At 65.4% G+C, this 20,613-nt stretch carries 12 protein-coding genes; 10 read left to right on the top strand and 2 right to left on the bottom strand.

Annotated elements, in window-relative coordinates; translation table 11 throughout:
- Positions 1–39: 39 nt before the first annotated feature.
- Positions 40–678 carry a PEP-CTERM sorting domain-containing protein gene (locus IT430_09345; GenBank protein ID MCC6908132.1) on the bottom strand — a complete coding sequence of 213 codons (639 nt, stop codon included), beginning with the start codon at positions 676–678 and terminating at the stop codon, positions 40–42.
- 110 nt (positions 679–788) lie between these two features.
- Here IT430_09345 and IT430_09340 point away from each other — a divergent pair, with 110 nt between their 5' ends.
- The 3 genes from IT430_09340 (at position 789) to IT430_09330 (ending at position 7,005) form a co-directional block, all read left to right on the top strand.
- The gene (locus tag IT430_09340) at positions 789–1,064 is read left to right on the top strand and encodes a hypothetical protein (protein MCC6908131.1); all 276 of its coding nucleotides are present in this window, start codon (positions 789–791) and stop codon (positions 1,062–1,064) included.
- A gap of 362 nt (positions 1,065–1,426) precedes the next feature.
- On the top strand, positions 1,427–1,744 hold the full coding sequence (locus IT430_09335; GenBank protein ID MCC6908130.1) for a hypothetical protein: 318 nt from the start codon (positions 1,427–1,429) through the stop codon (positions 1,742–1,744).
- A 197-nt stretch (positions 1,745–1,941) separates the two neighbouring features.
- Positions 1,942–7,005 (top strand): DEAD/DEAH box helicase family protein, encoded by a 5,064-nt coding sequence (locus IT430_09330; GenBank protein MCC6908129.1) that lies wholly within the window; start codon positions 1,942–1,944, stop codon positions 7,003–7,005.
- Positions 7,006–7,037: 32 nt separating this feature from the next.
- On the opposite strand, the gene IT430_09325 is transcribed toward IT430_09330, so the two are convergent.
- Entirely contained in the window at positions 7,038–9,203 is a 2,166-nt protein-coding gene (locus IT430_09325) for a helix-turn-helix domain-containing protein (GenBank protein ID MCC6908128.1), read from the bottom strand.
- A gap of 485 nt (positions 9,204–9,688) precedes the next feature.
- Between IT430_09325 and IT430_09320 the strand changes: the two genes are divergently transcribed.
- From IT430_09320 to IT430_09290, 7 genes are all read left to right on the top strand, one after another.
- Entirely contained in the window at positions 9,689–10,510 is an 822-nt protein-coding gene (locus tag IT430_09320) for a hypothetical protein (protein MCC6908127.1), read from the top strand.
- Between the two features lie 249 nt (positions 10,511–10,759).
- Positions 10,760–11,029 (top strand): HTH domain-containing protein, encoded by a 270-nt coding sequence (locus IT430_09315; protein ID MCC6908126.1) that lies wholly within the window; start codon positions 10,760–10,762, stop codon positions 11,027–11,029.
- 3 nt (positions 11,030–11,032) lie between these two features.
- Positions 11,033–14,545, top strand: coding sequence for a DUF3883 domain-containing protein (locus IT430_09310; GenBank protein ID MCC6908125.1), 3,513 nt, complete (start codon positions 11,033–11,035; stop codon positions 14,543–14,545).
- Positions 14,542–16,182: a putative DNA binding domain-containing protein gene (locus tag IT430_09305; protein ID MCC6908124.1), complete on the top strand. Its 1,641-nt coding sequence runs from the start codon at positions 14,542–14,544 to the stop codon at positions 16,180–16,182. The genes IT430_09310 and IT430_09305 overlap by 4 nt, the downstream gene beginning before the upstream one ends.
- Positions 16,183–16,351: 169 nt before the next feature.
- On the top strand, positions 16,352–17,290 hold the full coding sequence (locus tag IT430_09300; protein MCC6908123.1) for a hypothetical protein: 939 nt from the start codon (positions 16,352–16,354) through the stop codon (positions 17,288–17,290).
- Positions 17,287–17,790 (top strand): hypothetical protein, encoded by a 504-nt coding sequence (locus tag IT430_09295; protein ID MCC6908122.1) that lies wholly within the window; start codon positions 17,287–17,289, stop codon positions 17,788–17,790. The genes IT430_09300 and IT430_09295 overlap by 4 nt, the downstream gene beginning before the upstream one ends.
- Complete coding sequence (locus IT430_09290) at positions 17,787–20,603, top strand: DUF1156 domain-containing protein (protein MCC6908121.1); 2,817 nt, start codon at positions 17,787–17,789, stop codon at positions 20,601–20,603. The genes IT430_09295 and IT430_09290 overlap by 4 nt, the downstream gene beginning before the upstream one ends.
- The last annotated feature ends 10 nt before the right edge of the window (positions 20,604–20,613 follow it).

Raw genomic sequence — 20,613 nt, 5'->3', positions numbered from 1 at the left:
CGCCTGGAAGCTGACTGCCGGAAGATCTGGGTTCCGCGCTCATCGCCGCGCCTCCCGCCTTCGTCGCAGGCCAGCGAAGCCGACCAGGGAGAGCAGCGCCAGCGAACCCGGCTCGGGCACGGCGGCGGTAACGATGCGAATCTCGTCGTACGCCGCGTCGAACTTCAATGTGAAGTCCAGCCGCGTCCGGTCGCCGGAAATCTCGAAGGTATCCAGCGAGCCGGGGGGCAGTTCCAGCCGCCGGCCGGGGCTGTTTCCGTAGGTCACGCCCGGCCGCCCGAGGAAGTCGTCGGTGCCGTTCATCGAGGCCGTATGAATCAGCACGCCCAGGATCGGCTGGTCGAAGACGACGTAGCCGGAAAGCAGGGCATCGAAGCCCGCCACCGAGTCGGCGTGGAACAGGTAGCTCTGCACCGCCGTCCCGACGGAGACGAGGCCCGGCACGAGCAGCGACTCGTGATCGACCAGCCCGGTGTTGACGTGGTCCAGGGCCAGGTCCGAGAACAGCACGGTCTGCCGCTCGAAGAAGCCGCGGATCTCGGTATCGCTCTCCCACTGGTTGAGCGCGATGTTGGCGGGCGGCTCCGCAAGGACAGCCGCCCCGCCGACCTCGATGATGTCGGCGGAGGCGTAAGGGGCGAGCATGGCGATGACGGCGATAACGAATCCGAGCCGCATGTTCTTTCTCTCCTGGGCATCGGGGACAAGGCGGCAGATTCCGTCGCGGCACGCCCGCGCGGACTGTCCGCGTTTTGGGGACACCCGAGTATAGCCGCTCTGATTGGGATGTGGCAACCACCCGCGGCAAAAAGCGTCTACTGCCCACCAAGCAGCCCCTACAGCACTCCGCGTACCAGGGCCTCGCCCGGCTCATCCACGAAAGGGCGGACGAGCTGGGCCTCTCGGTGCGGGCGCTCGCCGAGCGCCTTGACCGCCCGAGGACCACGGTTCACAAGACCCTGACCGGCCAGCGCCGGCTCGACCCCATCGAGTTCCTCGACTGGTGCGAGGCGCTGGAATGGGACGACCCGCTGGCGATCATCCGCTCGGTACGTCGCCGCTGACCCGCCGCACACCGAGGCGGTCCGCGAGCGATGCAGTTTGGGGTTGATTCGTCGGCCAGAGTGTGGCATGGGAGTACGCCGCAACTCACACCATCGACTCCATGCCCCGTCATTCCTGCCCCGCGTGCATCGAATCATCCGTCATTCCCCCCGTGGCCGTGCCCCTGAGCGCTGCCCGGGCAGGCAGTGACGCTACTGCGCGCCGCCGGACGGGACGGCACGGGCCGGGCATAGCTGCGCCGCTGTGACCATGCGCAGGAAGTGGCGCCCCGGACGAGAAACACCGCTGCTCTTCCCGCTCAACGGGAGCGACACAGCCGTCGCCCTGGAGGACGCACCGCAGCAACAGGAAGGAGAACCCCATGCCGTACAAGACGATCATCCTCGAACTCCTGCAGAGCGCGCCGCCGCTGCACGAGCAACTCCGCCGCGGCCGGATGCTGCTGGCGGCGACCGAGACGCTGGCGACGGCGCTCAAGGCCCGGCACGAGGAACTGAAGCACGAGTTGGCGGCGACGAAGCCGGAACTCGACCCGGCCCAGGCGGCGAGCGCGGCGATGGAGATCGCGGCGGCGGAGATGGAGCATCGTTTGCAGGCCGCGTTTCCGGCCAGCGGGCAGGGGCAGCTCTCGCTGGACGCCGCGATGGCGTTCGTCCGCAGTCTCACGTTGCGCGGCTGAAGGCGCGTCGCGCCCCGACGCTGTGGGACCTGCCGCCGCCGGCGCCACGGCCGGTTCATGATGCTGGACCTGCCGTCGAGACTCCGCATCCCGCCGAGGCCGAAGACCAATCACCCGGCGACACGCCCGCCCCGGTCGTCCAAATCGCCAGCGGCGAGAAGGAGAAGGCCCGCGACATCCTCGCCGCCATCCGCACATTGCAGGCGGTTGAGCGGGAAGGGCGGCCGGCAACGGCCGACGAGAAGCGCATCCTCGCCAGGTTCCCCGGCTTCGGCCCGGTGGCGCTTTCGATCTTCCCCGACCCGGTGACCGGGCGGTTCAAAGACGCCGGTTGGCAGGTGCTCGGCGAGGAGCTGAAGGCGCTGCTGTCTCCCGAGGAGTACGAGAGCGCCAAGCGGACCACATTCAACGCCTTCTACACCTCGCCCACCGTCATCGCGGCTATTCACGACGCCATCGGGCGATTGGGCGCACCCGACGACGCCCTGGTGCTCGAACCGGGCTGCGGCATCGGCAAGTTCATGCGGCAGGGAAGCGGCCGCCGGCGCTTCATCGGCGTCGAGCTGGATTCGGTTTCCGGGCGTATCGCCCGGGCGCTGCACCCGCAGCACGACATCCGCATCGAGAACTTCCGCGACACCAAGCTCCCCGAGGGCGGCATCGACGCCGTGGTCGGCAACGTCCCCTTCGCCGACATCCGGCTCGACTATCACGGGCGGAAGCTCGCTCTGCACGACTACTTCATCGCCAAGTCCGTGGACGCGCTCAAGCCCGGCGGCGTGCTCGCCGTGGTCACGTCGCACTTCACCCTCGACAAGCAGAACGCCGCGCTCCGCGAGTCCCTCGCCTCCAAGGCCGATTTCGTCGGGGCGATACGCCTGCCGTCCGATGCCTTCAAGCGCGAGGGCACGTCCGTCGTCACCGACATCCTGTTTCTTCGCAAACGCGCCCTTGGCGAGCCGGAGCATCACGTAGACCCCGACTGGCTGTGCGTTGCGCCGCTTGCCGTCGAGGGCGTGGTAGTCCCGGTCAACCGTTACTTCCTGAATCACCCGGAGATGGTGCTGGGCGAGTGGAGCCGCAAGGACACGCTCTACGGCGAGGGCTACAGCGTCCGCGGCGGCGGCGACCTTGCCGCGAGACTCAACGACGCCATTCAGCGACTGCCGCAGTTCACTCCGATCCTGGCGACGCCAGAACCAGGACGCTCGTCAGGCCGGAGCCTTGGCGAAGGCGGATTCACGCCGCCGCCGCCCGAGCGCCACATCGACGAGGGCAGTTTCTTCGTCGGCGAGGACCGCGGCATCTACCAGGTCGCCGGCGGCCAGGCCGTCCCCGTCGTCCACGGCGGCGCGGCACTGAAGGCAGGCGGCACGCTGACCGGTAAGCGCATGGCGGCGCTCATCGACATCCGCGACCGCGCCCGCCGCGTGCTTGCGTCGCAGAACGAGGGCTGGCCTGCGGAACACCGCGACGAGGCCCGCCGCGAACTGAACCTCGCCTACGACCGGTTCGTGCGCGCCTACGGCCCGATCAACAAGACCAGCTTCAGCGAGACGCGCGACGGCAGCGTCATCCGCCGCCGGCCCAACCTCGTGAAGTTCATCGAAGACCCGGACGCCATGCTGGTCATGTCGCTGGAAGACTACGACGAGGTCACCGGCAAGGCGGCCAAGGCCGCGATCATGAGCCGCGACGTGGTCGGCCGCACTCCGCCCGTCACGCAGGTCCGAAGCGCCGAGGAAGGGCTGCTCGTCTCGCTCAACCAGAAGGGCAGGGTTGACCTGCCGTTCATCGCCGCGCTGTACGGGAAACCGGAACAGCAGGTCATCGCCGAACTGGGCGACCTGATCTACCACGACCCGGAGTCGAAGCAGTGGCGGACGGCCGACGAGTACCTGTCGGGCAACGTCCGCCACAAGCTCGCCGTGGCCGAACGAGCCGGCCCGAAATACGCCCGCAACGCCGAGGCATTGCGCCGCGTGCAGCCCGAGGACGTGCTGCCCGGCGACATCGACGCGAATCTCGGCGCGCCGTGGATACCCGCAAGCGACATCCAGGCGTTCGCGGCCGAGTTGTTCCATGTTGCGCCCGAAGCCGTGCCCGTGGCGCACCTTGCCAAGGACGCTGTGTGGAATCTCGACGCCGGCTACGCGGCGAAGCAGTCCGTTGCCGCCACCTCCGACTACGGCACCGGCCGCGCCAACGGCACGTGGCTGCTGGAACTGGCGCTCAACATGAAGTCGCCGACCATCTACGACGTGATCGACCACGGCGACAGGGAAGAGCGCGTCGTCAACCAGGACGAGACGATGGCCGCCCGCGAGAAGCAGAAGCTCATCAAGGAGCGCTTCCGCGCCTGGGTCTTCGCCGATCCCGAACGCACCGAGCGGCTGGTCCGCATCTACAACGACACCTACAACAACCTGCGGCCGCGCCTCTTCGACGGCGCGCATCTCGACTTCCCCGGCATGAACCAGGCGATCACGCTCCGCCCGCACCAGTGCGACGCGGTGTGGCGCGGCATGAGCGCGGGCAACACGCTCTTGGCTCACGCCGTCGGCGCCGGCAAGACGTTCACGATGGCCGCCACCGGCATGAAGATGAAGCAGGCGGGGCTCATCCGCAAGCCGATGTACGTCGTGCCCAACCACCTGCTGGAGCAGTTCGCCCGCGAGTTCATGCAACTCTATCCCAACGCGAAACTGCTCGTCGCCACCAAGGACGACCTGCGCCGCGACCGGCGCAAGCTGCTCACCGCCAAGATCGCCAGCGCCGACTGGGACGGCATCCTCGTCACGCATTCGTCGTTCGAGCGCATCGGCATGTCGCGGGAGTACCAGGAGAAGTTTCTGACCGAACAGATCGCCGAGTACGACCGGTTGCTGATCGAGCACGCCGGCGCCAAGGGGTCGAACCGCAACATCATCAAGCAGATCGAGAAGCAGAAGGCGGCGCGCGTCGAGCGCCTGAAAGACCTGCTGGCCCGCGAGAAGAAGGACGACGGCCTCGTCTTCGACGAGCTCGGCGTGGACCACGTCTTCATCGACGAGGCCCACTACTTCAAGAACCTGGAGACGCCGACCAAGATGGAGCGCGTCGCCGGCATCCAGACCGGCGGCAGCGAACGCGCCTTCGACGTGTACATGAAGGCGAGCTACCTGGGCGAGCGGCATCCCGGCCACGGCGTCACCTTCGCCACCGGCACGCCGGTATCGAACACGATGGTCGAGATGTACACCATGCAGCGCTTCCTCGACCCGGCGGGACTCAAAAGCCGTGGGCTGGAACACTTCGACGCCTGGGCGGCCACGTTCGGTGAAGTCATCGACACGATGGAGATTTCGCCGGACGGGGCGTCGCTGCGCCCGCGCAGCCGGTTCGCAAAGTTCACCAACCTGCCGGAACTCCAGCAGATGTTCCGGGCGTTTGCCGACGTGCAGACCGCCGGGATGCTCAACCTCCCGACGCCGAAACTCGAAACCGGCAAGCCGATCGTCGTCGCCTGTCCGATGTCCGCCGAGCAGCACACCCTCCAGGACCAGCTCGTCGCGCGTTACGAGCGGCTGCGGACGGAGAAGGTGGACCCGCGCGAGGACAATGCGCTGGCCATCACCACCGACGGCCGCAAGCTCGCCACCGACGCGCGGCTGCTCTCGGCTTCCGCGACCGACTTCCCCGGCTCGAAGGTCAACCGCCTGGTCGAGAACGTCGCCGACATCTGGCAGAAGACCGCCGCGACGCGCGGCACGCAGATGATCTTCTGCGACATGGGCGTCAACCCGACGCCGTGGGGCTACTCGGTCTATGACGACGTGACGGAGAAGCTCGTCGCGGCCGGCATCCCGCGTTCACAGGTCGCCGCCATCGGCGACGCCGACTCCGACGCGAAGAAGCAGGCCCTCTTCGAGAAGGTGAGAAACGGCACGGTCCGCGTGCTGATCGGCAGCACGCAGAAGATGGGCACCGGCACGAACGTGCAGCAGCGCCTGGTCGCCCTGCATCACCTGGACGCCCCGTGGAAGCCGGCCGAGGTCGAGCAGCGCGAAGGCCGCATCCTGCGGCAGGGCAATACCAACGAAGAAGTTGCCGTGTACCGCTACGTCACCGAAGGCTCGTTCGACGCCTACATGTGGCAGGCCCTCGAAACCAAGGCCCGGTTCATCGGCCAGGTCATCACCGGCCACAACGCCGCCCGCCGCGCCGAGGACGTGGGCGGGCAGGAACTTTCCTACGCGGAAGTGAAGGCGATCGCCTCCGGCAATCCGGCCGTGCTTACGCTCGCCGAGGCCGACGCCGAGTTGCAGCGGCTGGCGCTGCTGCGGAAGAACCACCTCGACGAGCAGTACGTCGCCCGCCGCAACGTGGGCGACCTGCCGGGCAGAATCGCGAGGTTTTCCGAGCGGTTAGCGAGCCTCGACGCCGACCGGGCGACCGTCACCGCCCACGCCGGCGACGACATCGTCATCGGCGAGCGCGCCTTCCCGCGCGAGGACGCAATGGCCGTGCTCGGCAAGCGCCTGGAAGCGCTGCCGCAGACCGTCGGCGAGGAACAGCGCGTCCCGCTCGGCGCATACCGGGGCCTGCGCTTTGGACTTGTGCTCAGCCCGCACTTCCCGCCGGAGGTCTACCTCGAAGGTGCCACGACCCGGACGGACCGGCTCACCCGCGGCAGCCACGGCCCGCGCGCCGTCCTCAACGCACTCGACCGCGTCAGCGCCGGCTACGACAGCGACATATCCCGGCTCCGCCAGGACCGCTCCATCGCCGAGTCGCAGCTCCGCGACTACCAGGCCCGCATCGGCAGGCCCTTCGACCACGAGTCCTACCAGGACGAGCTGACGGCGCTGCGCGACCGGCTCAAGGCCAGTCTCGCCGGCATGACGGCCGAGCCGTCCACCGGAACTCCAGCATCGACGGCCGCTGAACTGGCCGAAGGGATCAAGACACTGAAGGCGGCCCACACCGTCGAAACGCCGGCCGAACGGAGCGCCACCCGCCGCCTCGACGCGGAGGAGCCGGTCACCACCCGCATTCGTCGCCATGCAGAGGCGCGCTCTGCTGACGACCCGACTGTCTCCGACGCCGAAGACACTCGCCCCTCGCACGAACCGGACGCCTTCGCCATCCCCGGACTACCGGGCCTGAACGGCTTCGGCACAGGCGTGCTACAGCGAGGCTCGAAGCGGTACCGGGAACACGTTGCCGATGAGCGTCGCTCCAGGCGATGCCCGGTCACCGAGAATGCTCCCAGCCGATAGGTGCTGGTGCGGTTCGCGATTTGCGGCACCCGTCACGCAACTGCCGCGGCCGGAGACGCAGACGCGACCCGAGACCGAAGGCTGTCCACGACCTTGCGCCACCGCTGCTGCAGCTCGCTTTCGATGAACTTCCGTCTTTCCGCGCGCCGCTCTGCCGAGAACCACTCGTCGGTCCATTGACGGATCTCCATCTTGTACCCGGCGCCGCCGCCCCAGCGATCCCGGCAACGTTGCCAGTAGCCGGCGTCTTCGCGAAGCTGGTCGCCGAACGCCGCCTCGCCGACCGACTGGATGTCCTGGAAGAACTCGTTCACCGCCGACGCGACCTCGGCGGACAAATGCGAAATGAAGCCATGAGCATCCGCCAGGTTGTCGTCCTCGGACAGGTTCTTGAGAATCGCCTTCAACTCCGCAACCTGTTTCGCCGTGCGGGCCACGGCCTCACGCCTCGACCCGTAGCCCAATCCGTGCCAGTAGTCGAAGTTGTACCAATCGCCTCGCCTGTTCACGGATGCGCGAAGACTTGAGGCATACCGAAGCTGGTCCATGTTGACGAGGAGCGCCTGTTCGACATGCGGTTCGCCGTCGGGAATGGACTCGTTCGCGCGACACCAAACGTGGACGCGACGGCCGACTTCCTCCAGGGCGGCGCGAACGGCCTCGTTCTCCCGGTTGACGATCAGGTGATCAACCGTCTGCACGAGCGACGAAATGCGCTGTGCCGCCTTGTCTCGCTGTGCGAACACGGTCTCGATCAGCCGCTGTTGCAGTTGTTCGCAGTCGGCAGGCACCGTCACATCCGTGAACTCCACGCGAAGCTCGGGCAGCCTCTGCCGTGCGAGGGTACTCCGGATGTGATCCGACTTGATCAGCCGCCCGTCTTCCACGTTCCCGGCAAGGTTGCCTTGTTGATCGCGTACCTTGGTTTCCTCGCCTCCCCGGGGCAGCACTACGAACACACCGCGCTCGGAGATCGCGTCGCCCAAACCGCCCTGCACGGCACGCTCGATCACGTCGAGCATCGCCGCGTCCGGCGAATCGTTGAATTTCGAGCAGAACACCACGACCGCCGATTCATCGTCCAGGTACGCTTGCAAGTCCCGCCGCGGCGCCTTTGGCTCGTCCACTCCCCGCGTATCGATCAGCCGCAGGTCTACCCGTTCTTCGGCGAGTATCCGCTCGGGAAGGCTTACTTCGATACGCCGCGGCATCGAGAACTCGGGATGATGCCCGTAGTTGATCTTCGCGGACGTGCGTCCCAGCCACTGCAACCCCGTCATTCCAGTATCACGCGACCAGCTCACCGAGGCTCTCCGTCGTCGATGGAGTTCCAGGCGAGCAAACACTTGCGCCTGGAGATCCTCCCGGTTCGGATACTTCAGCGCCAGTTCCTTCGCGGGATCTTCGTACCGCAGCTTGCCGTCTCCCGACTTGACGCGCTTGTGCGCGAGTCCGGTCATGTTCCGGAGTGCCCGGTCAATCTCGGCATTCAGACCAGCGGCTTCCGAGGAACCCGTGCCCTCGTCCGACGCCAACTTTGCGATATGGTCGCAGAACTCCGCCACGAACTGGCGCATCTCCTCGTCCGTGCATGGATCGACGGAGATCGCGTACTCGCCGCCGGACCGGACGTGAACTTCGCAGATGGTCGTCCTGCCGCCGCCGGTCTGCAAGACCATCTGGTGCTCCAGATCGTCTTCATTCACGCTCTCGTCCCGAAGGTTGGCCAGCGCGCAGATCAGCGTTGTCTTCCCGACGCCGGGACTCCCGATCAGCGCAATGGGGTGCTCGGTGCTCGCCAGGAAGCGCGCCGTCCGCAGCAGCGCCTCGCGACACGACTCGACCTGCTTCAGCAGCACATTCTTCGTGTCCGGATCGTCCTGGAGCGACTTCAGCCGTTGCAGGGCCTGCTCTGCCTCCCAGAGCGAGTGTCGATTCGCATGCTCGAATCCCGGCCGCTCCAGGATGAACCATTCCTGGCCCAGGTACTCCGCGTACTCCGCCGCCTCCGGCGTGCCGATTGCCCGCGCGAAGTCCTTGGCTTCCTCAACCGACAGCCGAAGTTCACCCGATTCGAGCCGCGAAACCCGGCTGGCGCTGGCGCCGGCCGCGAGCCGCTCCGCGATCTCTGCCTGTGACTTACCCGCGGCTTGGCGCAGCCGCGAAAGCGTCAGCCTGACCCGTCCTGATTCGTCCATAACTGCCTCCTGATTCGTTTGCGGTTTTCAGAACTTCGATACCGCATGGTATGCGATTATTCTGCCATTGTCAACCGCACGACATGCAGAAACTCGCGCTGCAATGTCTAACCAACTGCCTTGTCAGTGTTTACGGACGATCTGCCGGTGCTGCTGGAACGTGTCGAGCACGGTTTCAGCACGCCTCACGCCGCGATTGCCTCGGGCAGGTGTCATGGGACGTGGCCGGCTCCGCCTGTCCGGCTTTCATCCGCGGCGCTCCCGGCCGTCGCCGCTTCGCTTCCCGCCTCCGAGTCTTGCACGCCTCACGCCGTCGCCGCTGACGCGCCCTGCGGGTGCGCTCCGTCATTCGGCCTGCTCCGCTGACGCGGGACTCTCCGGCGGGCCGCCGGCCGTCGCGCCGCTTGCTCCTTGTCACCCCCGACGTGGTCCCTCGTGCCTGGCGAAGGGACCGCACGTCGCGGGGCCCGACAAGGAGCAGAACCATGAAAGCCGAACAAGCAAAGAAGATCGCCGACCAGGCCCTCGAACAACTCGCCGACGCACTCGCCAAGGGCAAGAGCGAGGCGCTCACCCGCTACCTCGCCATGCTGGCGAAGTTCCACAAGTACAGCTTCGGGAACGTGCTGATGATCCTCGCGCAGAAGCCCGACGCCACGCATGTCGCCGGCTTCCACACCTGGCGGCAGATGGGCCGCTTCGTCCGCAAGGGCGAGAAGGGCATCGTCATCATCGCACCGATGCTCATCCGCAAGCGCGACGAGCAGGACAGCGACGGCGCCGAGGAGCCGAAGCCCGTGCTGCGATTTCGAGCGGTGTACGTCTTTGATGTGGCGTCAACCGACGGTGAACCTCTTGCAGAGCCGGCGCGCGTCAACGGCGACCCGCGTCACCACACCGACCGCCTCAAGGCGCTCATCGCCGAGCGCGGCATCACGCTTGACCACATCGATGTGCCACACGACGCCCTGGGCGTCTCCCGCGGCGGCCGCATCAGCATCCACCCAGACTTGGAGCCGGCCGTCGAGTTCTCCGTCCTCGCCCACGAACTGGCCCACGAGCTGCTCCACCGCGGCGAGGACCGCCCGGCCAGCAAGACCGTCCGCGAGACCGAGGCCGAGGCGGTCGCCTTCGTCGTCTGCCAGGCGATCGGCCTGGAGGCCGGCACCGCCGCCAGCGACTACATCCAGCTCTTCGACGGCAAGACCGAGACGCTGGCGCAGTCCCTTGACCGCATCCAGCACGTCGCCGCCGAGATCATCGCGGCGCTGCACGGCGCCGCCGCCGAGCAGGCCCAGGCGGCCTGACTCTCCGACACCCCGGCGGGGTACCGCCGGGGTGTCTTTCTGTCGGTCGGCCGCGGGCCGATCGGGGGCGTTCAGCCCGTGCCGGCGGCACCGCTGTCGGAAAGCCAGTGCATGGACCACGTTGGATGGAGCGGGAGACGCGGCCCCTCTCCCGCTCCAAGCCTCACCCTCTACCCCCCTCCGAGCAGGCCGGTTGACATGTCTATCATGCTCCGATAGACAGGTAGCGGCGGTCAGGAGGCCCCGCGGATGCTTTACCAACGATCCCTCGAAATAGAACGCCGACTGGAGGCCGTGCTCGGCATGATCCGCAAGGGCAGCTACTCGACCCCGCGCTTGGCCGAGGAACTCGGCGTGTCGATTCCGACCGTCTCGCGCGACGTGACCGCCCTTCGCCAGCGCGGCCACGACATCCGGGCCGAGCGCGGCGACAACGGATGGCGATATGTCCTTGTCCAGGGAAAGGCCGACCGCAAGGACCGGCGCCCGTCCGACTCGGCACGAGGGGAGGGCCACTGACGCATGACGACGCTCGAATCCATCACGCGCGGCGCGGCCGTGCGAGGCATCCTCCCGGACTCGCTCGTCACCATTAGTGACGTGCGCTGGATCGGGACGGTTGCCATCGAGGTCACGTACAAGGACGCCGCAGGCAGGCTGGGCAACGAATTGCTCTACCGCGACCGCGAACCGACGCTGGAAGTGGTGGAGACCGGGCGCCCGTGGAGCTTCGACGGCGATGGCGGCTTGTTCCGGCTCTTGTCCGAGGCCAACCGTATCCGGCTGGCCTATCTCTTCGATCCGCTGCTCGCCGTTCACACGTCCCTAGTCGAGCCGCTGCCGCACCAGATCACGGCGGTCTACAGCGAGATGCTGTCCCGCCAGCCGCTGCGGTTCCTGCTCGCAGACGACCCGGGCGCCGGCAAGACGATCATGACGGGTCTGCTCATCAAGGAACTGATCGCCCGCGGCGACCTCCAACGCTGCCTCATCGTCTGCCCGGGCAACCTGGTCGAGCAGTGGCAGGACGAACTGGATCGCCGGTTCCACCTGCCCTTCGACATCATGACGAACGACGCGCTCGAAGCCGCCCGCACGGGCAACTGGTTTGCGGAGACCCCGCTGGCCATCTGCCGGCTCGACAAGCTGAGCCGCGACGAGGACACCCAGTCAAAGCTCAATCTGACCGACTGGGATCTGATCGTGTGCGACGAAGCCCACAAGCTCAGCGCGACCTATTTCGGCAACGAGGTCAAGTACACGAAGCGATACCGATTGGGTCAGGCCCTTTCGCCGTTGACGCGGCACTTCCTGTTGCTGACGGCCACGCCGCACAACGGAAAGGAAGCCGACTTCCAGCTCTTCATGGCGCTCCTGGACGGCGACCGCTTCGAGGGCAAGTTCCGTGACGGCGTTCACATGAGCGACGCGACGGACATGATGCGCCGCCTGGTCAAGGAGCAGTTGCTCAAGTTCGACGGCACGCCCCTGTTCCCCGAGCGCCGCGCCTACACGGTGAACTATGCCTTGTCGGACGCCGAGGCCGACCTCTACAAGCAGGTCACCGACTATGTCCGCGAGGAGTTCAACCGCGCCGAGGCGCTGGAGAACGAAGGCCGGAAGGGCACGGTCGGATTCGCGCTCACGATTCTGCAGCGCCGCCTCGCTTCCTCTCCCGAGGCCATCTATCAATCGCTCCGCCGTCGGCGTGAGCGGCTGGAGAAGCGCCTCCGCGAAGAGCAGTTGCTCAAGCGCGGCGCGGAGGCCGGCATCGACCTGACGGCCGGACTGCCGGCGCTCACTGCCGATGAGATGGACGACCTTGACGACGCCCCGGACAAGGAGGTCGAGGACACCGAAGAGCGCGTGGTCGATCAGGCGTCCGCCGCCCGCACGATTGCGGAACTCAAGGCCGAGATCGCACAGTTGCAAGACTTGGAGCGGGCAGCGCTTCGCGTCCGCCAATCGGGCACGGACCGCAAGTGGGATGAACTGTCCCGGCTGCTGCAGAACAACTCCGAGATGTTTGACGCGCACGGCCATCGCCGGAAGCTCGTCATCTTCACCGAGCACCGCGATACGCTGAACTATCTTGCAGAAAGAATCGGTGCGCTGATCGGCAAACCCGAAGCCGTGGTCATCATCCACGGCGGCATCGGCCGCGAGGAGCGCCGCAAGTCTCAGGAGGCCTTCACGCACGACAAGGAGGTCGAAATCCTCGTGGCGACCGACGCCGCCGGCGAGGGCATCAACCTCCAGCGCGCGCACCTGATGGTCAATTACGACCTGCCGTGGAACCCGAATCGCCTGGAGCAGCGCTTCGGCCGCATCCACCGCATCGGTCAGACCGAGGTCTGCCACCTGTGGAACTTGGTCGCCAAGGACACGCGCGAAGGCGAGGTCTATTACCGGCTGCTGGAGAAGCTCGACGAGGAGCGCAGCGCGCTCGGCGGCCAGGTCTTCGACGTGCTCGGGGAGCTGACGTTCGACGATCGCCCGTTGCGCGACCTGCTGCTGGAGGCCGTTCGCTACGGCGACCGGCCCGAGATCAGAGCAAGGCTCTTTCAGGTCGTGGACAAGGCGCTCGACCGCCAGCATCTGCAAGAGCTGGTCGAGGGGAGGGCGCTCACGCACGACGCGATGGACGTGTCCAAGGTTCGGCAGATTCGGCAGGAGATGGAACGCGCCGAGGCCCGCCGCCTGCAACCTCACTTCATCGCCGCCTTCTTTATCGAGGCATTCAAGCTGCTCGGCGGGACGATTCACGAACGCGAGCCGAAGCGCTACGAAATCAAGCACGTACCGGCCGTGATCCGCAACCGCGACCGACAGATTGGCCGCGGCGAGGCCGTGCTCACCCGCTATGAACGCATTACTTTCGAGAAGGGACTCATCAGCGTCCAGGGCAAACCGCCGGCCGCTTTCGTGTGCCCCGGCCATCCGCTGCTGGATGCCACGCTCGACCTAATCGTCGAGCGGCACCGCGACCTGCTCAAGCGCGGCGCCGTCCTGATCGACGACATCGATCCCGGCGAGCAGCCGCGCACGCTGCTTTATCTGGAGCATGCCATCCAGGACGCACGAACCGACCGCGCCGGCAACCGGCGCGTCGTGTCGAAGCGTTTGCAGTTCGTCGAGATCGATGCCGACGGCGACGCGGTCAATGCCGGACCGGCACCATACCTCGACTATCGCCCGCCGACCGACGAGGAGGCGAAAGCGCTTGCCGACATGCCGATGCCGGCCTGGATTCGTGGCGACCTCGAATCACGCGCGATGGAGTACGCCGCGATTCACATGGTTCCTCAGCACCTTGACGAGGTCCGCCGCCGCAAGGAGGAGTTGCTCGACAAGACCAAGGCCGCCGTGCAGGACCGGCTCACAAAGGAGATCAACTACTGGGACCACAGGGCGGCCCAACTCAAGGACCAGGAGCTGGCCGGCAAGGTCAACGCCAAGCTCAACTCCGGCCTCGCACGACAACGCGCCGACGAGCTGACGGCCCGCTTGCAACGGCGGCTCGCCGAAATCGAGCAGGAGCGCAAACTCTCGGCACTTCCGCCGATCGTTCTCGGCGGCGCGCTCGTGCTCCCCATCGGTCTTGTGCGGACGCTCAAAGGCGAAACCGCCGACATTCCGCCGGCGTTCGCCGTCGAGACTGAGCACTCTGAACGATTGGCCATGCAGGCCGTGACGGAGATCGAGCGTCGTCTCGGCTTCGTCCCGCGCGACGTGAGCGCGCAGAATCTCGGCTACGACATCGAATCCGCCATTCCCGACACGGGCTTGCTGCGGTTCATCGAGGTCAAGGGGCGCGCGAAAGGCGCAAAGACCGTCACCGTCACCAAGAATGAGATCCTCACGGCGCTGAACAAGCCCGACGAGTTCATCCTCGCCATCGCCGTGATCGATGGGGACCACACCGCCGACGTGCGGTACGTCCGCCAACCGTTCCAGACGGAGCCGGATTTCAACGCCACGAGCGTGAATTACGACTTGTCGGCGCTTTTGGCCGGAGCGGAGGCGCCGGCATGAGCGTCACTCTCCAGCAACTACAACACTGGCTCACCAGCCGCGAAGACGAGCACCTTGAGTTCAAGGAGGCCAAGAACAACTTCCACTTCGACAAGCTCGTCAAGTATTGCGCCGCGCTCGCCAATGAGGGCGGCGGCTCCATCGTGCTCGGCGTGACGGACAAACGCCCCCGCAGGGTTGTCGGCAGCAACGTCTTCAACGATCTGGAGCGGACCAAGGCCGGACTGATCGAACGGCTCAGGCTTCGCATCGACGCCCAGGAGCTCGCCCACGCCGACGGTCGCGTCGTCGTCTTTACCGCGCCGTCGCGACCAATCGGAGTACCGATTGCCGTCGAAGGTGCGTACTGGATGCGCGCCGGCGAAGACCTCGCCCCGATGACGCCCGACATGCTCCGGCGCATCTTCGACGAGGCCGGACTGGATTTCTCCGCCGAGGTCTGTCGCGAAGCGACGCTCGCGGACCTCGACCCTGCCGCGATAACGGCCTTCCGAACCCGCTGGGGCAGGCATTCCGGCTCAAAGGGGCTCGCCAAGCGACCCGTCGAAGCACTGTTGCAGGATGCCGAACTCATTCTGCCCGCCGGCATCACTTACGCGGCGCTCATCCTGCTCGGGACGCGCGCAGCGCTCGGCCGCTTTCTCGCGCAGGCCGAGGTCATTTTCGAGTACCGGGCGAACGCCCGCCCCGGTCCGGCGAATCAACGCGAGGAGTTCCGCCACGGGTTCTTCCACTTTTATGACCGGGTGTGGCAGCTGGTGAACCTGCGAAATGACATGCAGCACTTCCAGGAGCGCCTCGTCATGCACCCCGTGCCGACCTTCAGCGAGGTCGCGGTGCGAGAGGCGTTGCTGAATGCCGTCAGCCACCGTGACTACCGCCACGCCGGGTCGGTCTTCGTGCGTCAGTATCCGCGTCACATCGAGATCGTCAGCCCCGGCGGGTTTCCACCCGGCATTACGCCCGACAATATCCTCGACCAGCAGTTGCCCCGCAATCGCCGCATTGCTGAGACCTTCGCCCGTTGCGGCCTGGTTGAGCGCTCCGGCCAGGGCGCCGACCGGATCGTCGAGGAGTGCGTCCGTCACGGCAAGCGACTGCCGGACTACTCTCGCTCCGACGACAATCAGGTCTGGCTCACCCTCGACGGCGAGATTCGCGACGAGAAATTCTTGAAGTACCTGGAGCGCATCGGCGAGGAGACGCTTGATACGCTCGATCCGCACGACTTCCTCGTACTGTCGGCGGTCGCGGAGGGCAAACGCCTCTCGGCTGATCTGCAAAAGCACGTGCCGGCCCTGGTCGAGAAGGGCCTCCTCGACCGAATCGGCCGCGGTAAGCCGATCCTCGCGCGGGAGCTGTATCAGCCCGAAAGCGAGTCCGCAGTTGCCGCCCGCAATCGGGTGTCAATCCGCGAACAGAGCAAGGCTCGGCTCCTGCGTCACATCACCTCGAATCGGAAAAGCGGCTGTTCGCTCAGCGAGTTGATGGCCGTCGTTCCCGACCTGACGCGCAATCAGGTTCAGGACCTACTGAAGGAGCTGCGCCGGGAGGGCAAGACGCACCCCGTAGGGGCCACCAGGTCGGCCCGCTGGTATCCGGGCGGCGAGTCGCCGATTGCGGGAGGGAGACGATGATCCACGCAATTCCCCCGCAATCCATCGCGATCCTCGGCCTCGAAAATGCGTGTTTTTCAGGCGTTTGCGGCCCCTCCGATTGCGTGGAGGAGTCGGGCCAAAGCCCCCAATCTGACCCAAATCCCACGCAATCCGGCCCGCGCACGCCGTACAACCGGGAGGCTTCTTGATGGCCCGCCGCCGCCAGCAACCCGCGCCTACAACTGTCGAGCGACGCGTCTTTTTCTATCGCGTCAATCTCGGCCAAGACAATGCGGGAAGGCCTGTCCGCTTCGACGCCGCCGGCGCTCTGCAGCACATCGACGGCCTTCCGTACACACCCGCCGGCCGATACGTCGCCGGCCCGGACAACACGTCGCTCTGCGCGTGGATCGATAACGGTCGGCAGCAGCCGTGCATGCGCCTCGGAACGATCCGTCGCGGCGGGTTCCCACAGGTCGAGGACGCCGGGAACCTCAGCGACCTGGCTCTCGCGCCAAACTCCGGGCTGGCCGAGGTGACGCATCTTGCATTCTTCCCCCGAAACATCCTCGGCGCCGTGTTCAACTTCTACGGCCCGCGCCCGACGCGGCTCGGTCCCTATCTGGCTGCACGGGTTCCGGGCATCCCGCCCGACATCGCGATCGAGCCGCTCCTGCGCCAGGACGTTCTCGCCGAACTCAATCGACTGGGCGGATTGCGACTCTTCGACCTGAAGGTCCGCCGCTCCTACGCCGACACGATTGCCCACGCCGACGCCAGCCTCGGCGCCGCGTTTCAGGCCGCTGCTGACGCAGGAGAAGCTGACCTCGTTCAGGTCGTCCTACGGACCAATCGGCAACGGGCATCACGCTTGCGACAGAACCTCAGAACCGTCGCTCGCAATCTGCTCGGACGCGCCGACCTCCGCGAGGAAGCGGAGCGATTCGTGGTCGCCGGCGTCGATACGCACACCGAGCGAGTCGTCGAGGTTGACTTGCTCAGCGACAAGCTGGTCTCCGTCAAGCGCATCGTGAGCCAGGGCGGTCGCTCGAAGGCCCTCGATGCTGACTCGGCATATGAAGCCATCGCCAACGCTCACCATGAGTTGCGCGATGAACTCCAGCGCGCCGCGGGAGTCGCCCAATGAAGCGATTCGCCGGATATTGGGGGCGTTGCTTCTTGGGATGCGAGCTCGTCGCATTGCTTGCGTTCTTTGTGGCGTTCGTGGTATGGGCCGAATACTACAACGGGTACGCTCACGTGGCCGACATCTTGGAGGATCGCCGCAGCGCCATTTACGGCACGCTCGCCGCGATCTTCGGCTCTCTGCTCGGCTTCGCCATTACGGCCGAGTCCATCGTGCTCGGCCTGTCGGGTCACGAGCGACTGGACATTGTCCGCAAGAGCAAACACTACCCTACGCTTTGGCGGGTATTCACGGCCACGATCCGGGCGCTTGCCATCGCCGCGGTAGCGGCGCTTGTCGCCCTCATTGCCGACCGGGAGAACTCACCGGCAGCTTGGGCCATGTACGGATGCGTGCTCGGCATCCTGCTGGTCATCGCGCGATTGTCGCGCTGCGTTTGGGTACTGGAGCAGGTCACGCACCTTGTCGCGACCGCGCCGACGGAGGAGCCGAAGTCGTGACCGCATCCTACCGCAAGAAGCTGATCGAAGTGGCCCTGCCGTTGCCGGAGATCAACGACGCGTCGGCCTACGACAAGATGCCCGGCATCGGCCCGCACCCGAAGGGCATCCACCACTGGTGGGCGCGGCTTCCGTTGCCTACGGCCAGAGCAGTGCTCTTTGCTTCCGTGGTGGACGATCCGTCCGAGCATCCGGACCGCTTTCCGACCGAGGACGCGCAGAACGCCGAACGCGAGCGTCTCTTCGACATCCTCCGCAGCATGATGGAGAAGCGGCTGCATGATCGGCCGGAGATTTACGAGGCGGCCCACGCCGAGATGTTGAAGCACTGCGACGGAAGGCTGCCCGCCGTCTATGACCCGTTCGCCGGTGGGGGCTCGATACCGCTTGAGGCCAACCGTCTGGGATTAGAGGCGCACGCCGCCGACCTGAATCCAGTCGCTGTGCTGCTCAATAAGTGCAACCTTGAGCTGGCCCCCCGCTGGACGAATCATCCCCCAGTCAACCCAGAGGACCGAGAGACCATTGGCGGTGCAGATGCCTGGCGTGGTACACATGGATTGGCGGCCGACGTGCGGTATTACGCGGCGCTAATTAGTGACCGCGCCCATGAGAAGATCGGCCATCTTTACCCGAAGGTGCGCCTACCCAAGGAGAACGGCGGCGCCGAAGCAGATGTAATCGCATGGATATGGGCGCGTACCGTTGCCAGCCCCGATCCCGCTGTTCAAGGCAAGCATGTCCCGCTCATCAGCACATATTGGCTTTCTAGTAAGAAGGGAACGCTTGCGTGGCTCTCGCCTGTCATTGACCGTGGGCAAGGCACGTGGCGATTTGATGTTCGCACCGGGCCTCCCGAAAATCGAGCGGCTGTCGCCGCAGGCACCAAAGTTGGACGCGGTGCTAAGTTCCGATGCTTGCTGAGTGGCGAGCCCATTGGCGACAAGCACATCAAAGAGGAGTCGAAGGCGGGCCGTCTGAAGGAATCCCTCCTTGCGGTTGTGGCAGACTCGCGGGCTGGTCGTGCCTATGTACCGATCAATACAGTCCACGTAAATGCCGCTTCCGTACCCGCACCGTCGAATGTTCCGCAAGACGAACTGGCACATGATCCGCGAAACATCTGGTGCATCGGCTACGGTGTGACTCGCTTCAACCAACTGTTTACGTCTCGACAGCTCGTGGCAATCACGGTTCTCGCCGACTGCGTCGGACACGTTGCCATCGACATCATTCGCGACGCCGAAGCCGTTGGCATGGCGCCTGACAATGCGAAGAGTTATGCGAATACCGTTACGACGTTCCTGGGGTTGGCTCTGGACCGCTGCTGCGACTTCAATAACTCGCTTTGTCGCTGGAGTCCCACGAACGAGAAGGTCATGAACCTATTCTCCCGGCAGGCCATTCCCATGGTCTGGGACTTTGCCGAGGCCAACATCCTCGGAAAGTCCGTTGGGGCATGGCACACTTGCAGTCAGTACGTGGCTGGCTGTATTCAGGTCCTAACCGCTGGCTCGCAGCGCACGGGTCACGCAAGACAGATAGACGCCGCCAGCGGCGCGAATGGGCTCTCCAAAATCCTGGTCAGCACTGATCCTCCTTACTACGACAACATCAGTTACGCTGGTCTGTCTGATTTCTTCTACGTGTGGCTTCGACGATCGATTGGCACTGTTCATTCTGATCTGTGCAGCACAGTCCTCGTACCCAAAGCCCAGGAGCTAACGGCATCTCCAGAGCGATTTGATGGGGACAAGGAGAAGGCAAAGCAACACTTCGAGAGCGGATTCCGGAGTACGTTCACAGCGCTGCGCGAGAAAATGGACCCACGCTTCCCGCTCACCGTCTACTATGCATTCAAACAGGAAGACGAGAGCAGCGGAGCAACAGACGACCATGCTTCAAGCATCGATCTTACTACGGGCTGGGAGACGCTGCTTGAGGCGCTGAACTCGAGCGGGTTTCAGATCACCGGGACTTGGCCGGTCCGAGCGTCTCAGCAGTGGCGTATGGTCGCGATGGGAACGAATGCTCTCGCATCGTACATCGTTCTCGCCTGCCGACCTCGCCACGCTGACGCGCCGCTCGCGACTCGCAAGGACGTCATAGCGGCCCTACGTGGCAACCTGCCCAACGCTCTCAAAATGCTCCAACACGGCAACATTGCACCGGTGGATCTCGCTCAGGCAGCAATCGGTCCGGGTATGGCCATTTTCACGCGCTATGCCAAAGTGATCGAGAGTGATGGCAGACCAATGACTGTCCGCACGGCGCTTGGAATCATCAATCAAGTCCTTGACGAAGTGCTCACAGAACAGGAAGGCGATTTTGACGCCGATACGCGTTGGGCGGTGGCGTGGTTCGAGCAGTTCGGCATGAACGAGGAATCTTTCGGGACCGCTGAGACCCTGAGCAAGGCGAAGAACACGGCTGTTAGCGCACTCGAAGAGGCCGGAATCCTCCGAACGAAAGGGCTTAAGGGTAAGGTGCGATTACTGCGACGTGACGAACTCCCAGATAATTGGGACCCCGCCACCGACGCCCGTCTCCGCCACTGGGAGACGGTGCAGCACCTGATTCGGACGCTGGAGACCAAGGGCGAGTCCGAAGCCGCCAAGCTGCTGAATCGCCTCGGCGGCATGGGCGAGACCGCCCGCGAGCTGGCCTACCGGCTCTACTCGATCTGCGAGCGCAAGAAATGGGCCGACGAGGCGCTGGCCTACAACAGTCTCGTGATCGCCTGGCCGGAACTCTCCAAGCTTGCTCTTTCCGCCCGAGTGCGGCAACCTGAATCGCAGCGTGAACTCTTCTGAGGATGGGATC

The sequence above is a fragment of the Phycisphaerales bacterium genome (assembly GCA_020852515.1).
GTDB lineage: Bacteria > Planctomycetota > Phycisphaerae > Phycisphaerales > UBA5793 > UBA5793.
Note: the sequence above shows the minus strand (reverse complement) of the source record. Positions and strands in the feature narration are given on the sequence as shown.

Excerpts from the sequence above, each read along its gene's own strand:
- IT430_09305 (MCC6908124.1), top strand. The coding sequence starts at position 14,542 with ATGAGCGTCACTCTCCAGCAACTACAACACTGGCTCACCAGCCGCGAA.
- IT430_09325 (MCC6908128.1), bottom strand. The coding sequence starts at position 9,203 with ATGGACGAATCAGGACGGGTCAGGCTGACGCTTTCGCGGCTGCGCCAA.
- IT430_09335 (MCC6908130.1), top strand. The coding sequence starts at position 1,427 with ATGCCGTACAAGACGATCATCCTCGAACTCCTGCAGAGCGCGCCGCCG.
- IT430_09345 (MCC6908132.1), bottom strand. The coding sequence starts at position 678 with ATGCGGCTCGGATTCGTTATCGCCGTCATCGCCATGCTCGCCCCTTAC.
- IT430_09315 (MCC6908126.1), top strand. The coding sequence starts at position 10,760 with ATGCTTTACCAACGATCCCTCGAAATAGAACGCCGACTGGAGGCCGTG.
- IT430_09295 (MCC6908122.1), top strand. The coding sequence starts at position 17,287 with ATGAAGCGATTCGCCGGATATTGGGGGCGTTGCTTCTTGGGATGCGAG.
- IT430_09300 (MCC6908123.1), top strand. The coding sequence starts at position 16,352 with ATGGCCCGCCGCCGCCAGCAACCCGCGCCTACAACTGTCGAGCGACGC.
- IT430_09320 (MCC6908127.1), top strand. The coding sequence starts at position 9,689 with ATGAAAGCCGAACAAGCAAAGAAGATCGCCGACCAGGCCCTCGAACAA.
- IT430_09310 (MCC6908125.1), top strand. The coding sequence starts at position 11,033 with ATGACGACGCTCGAATCCATCACGCGCGGCGCGGCCGTGCGAGGCATC.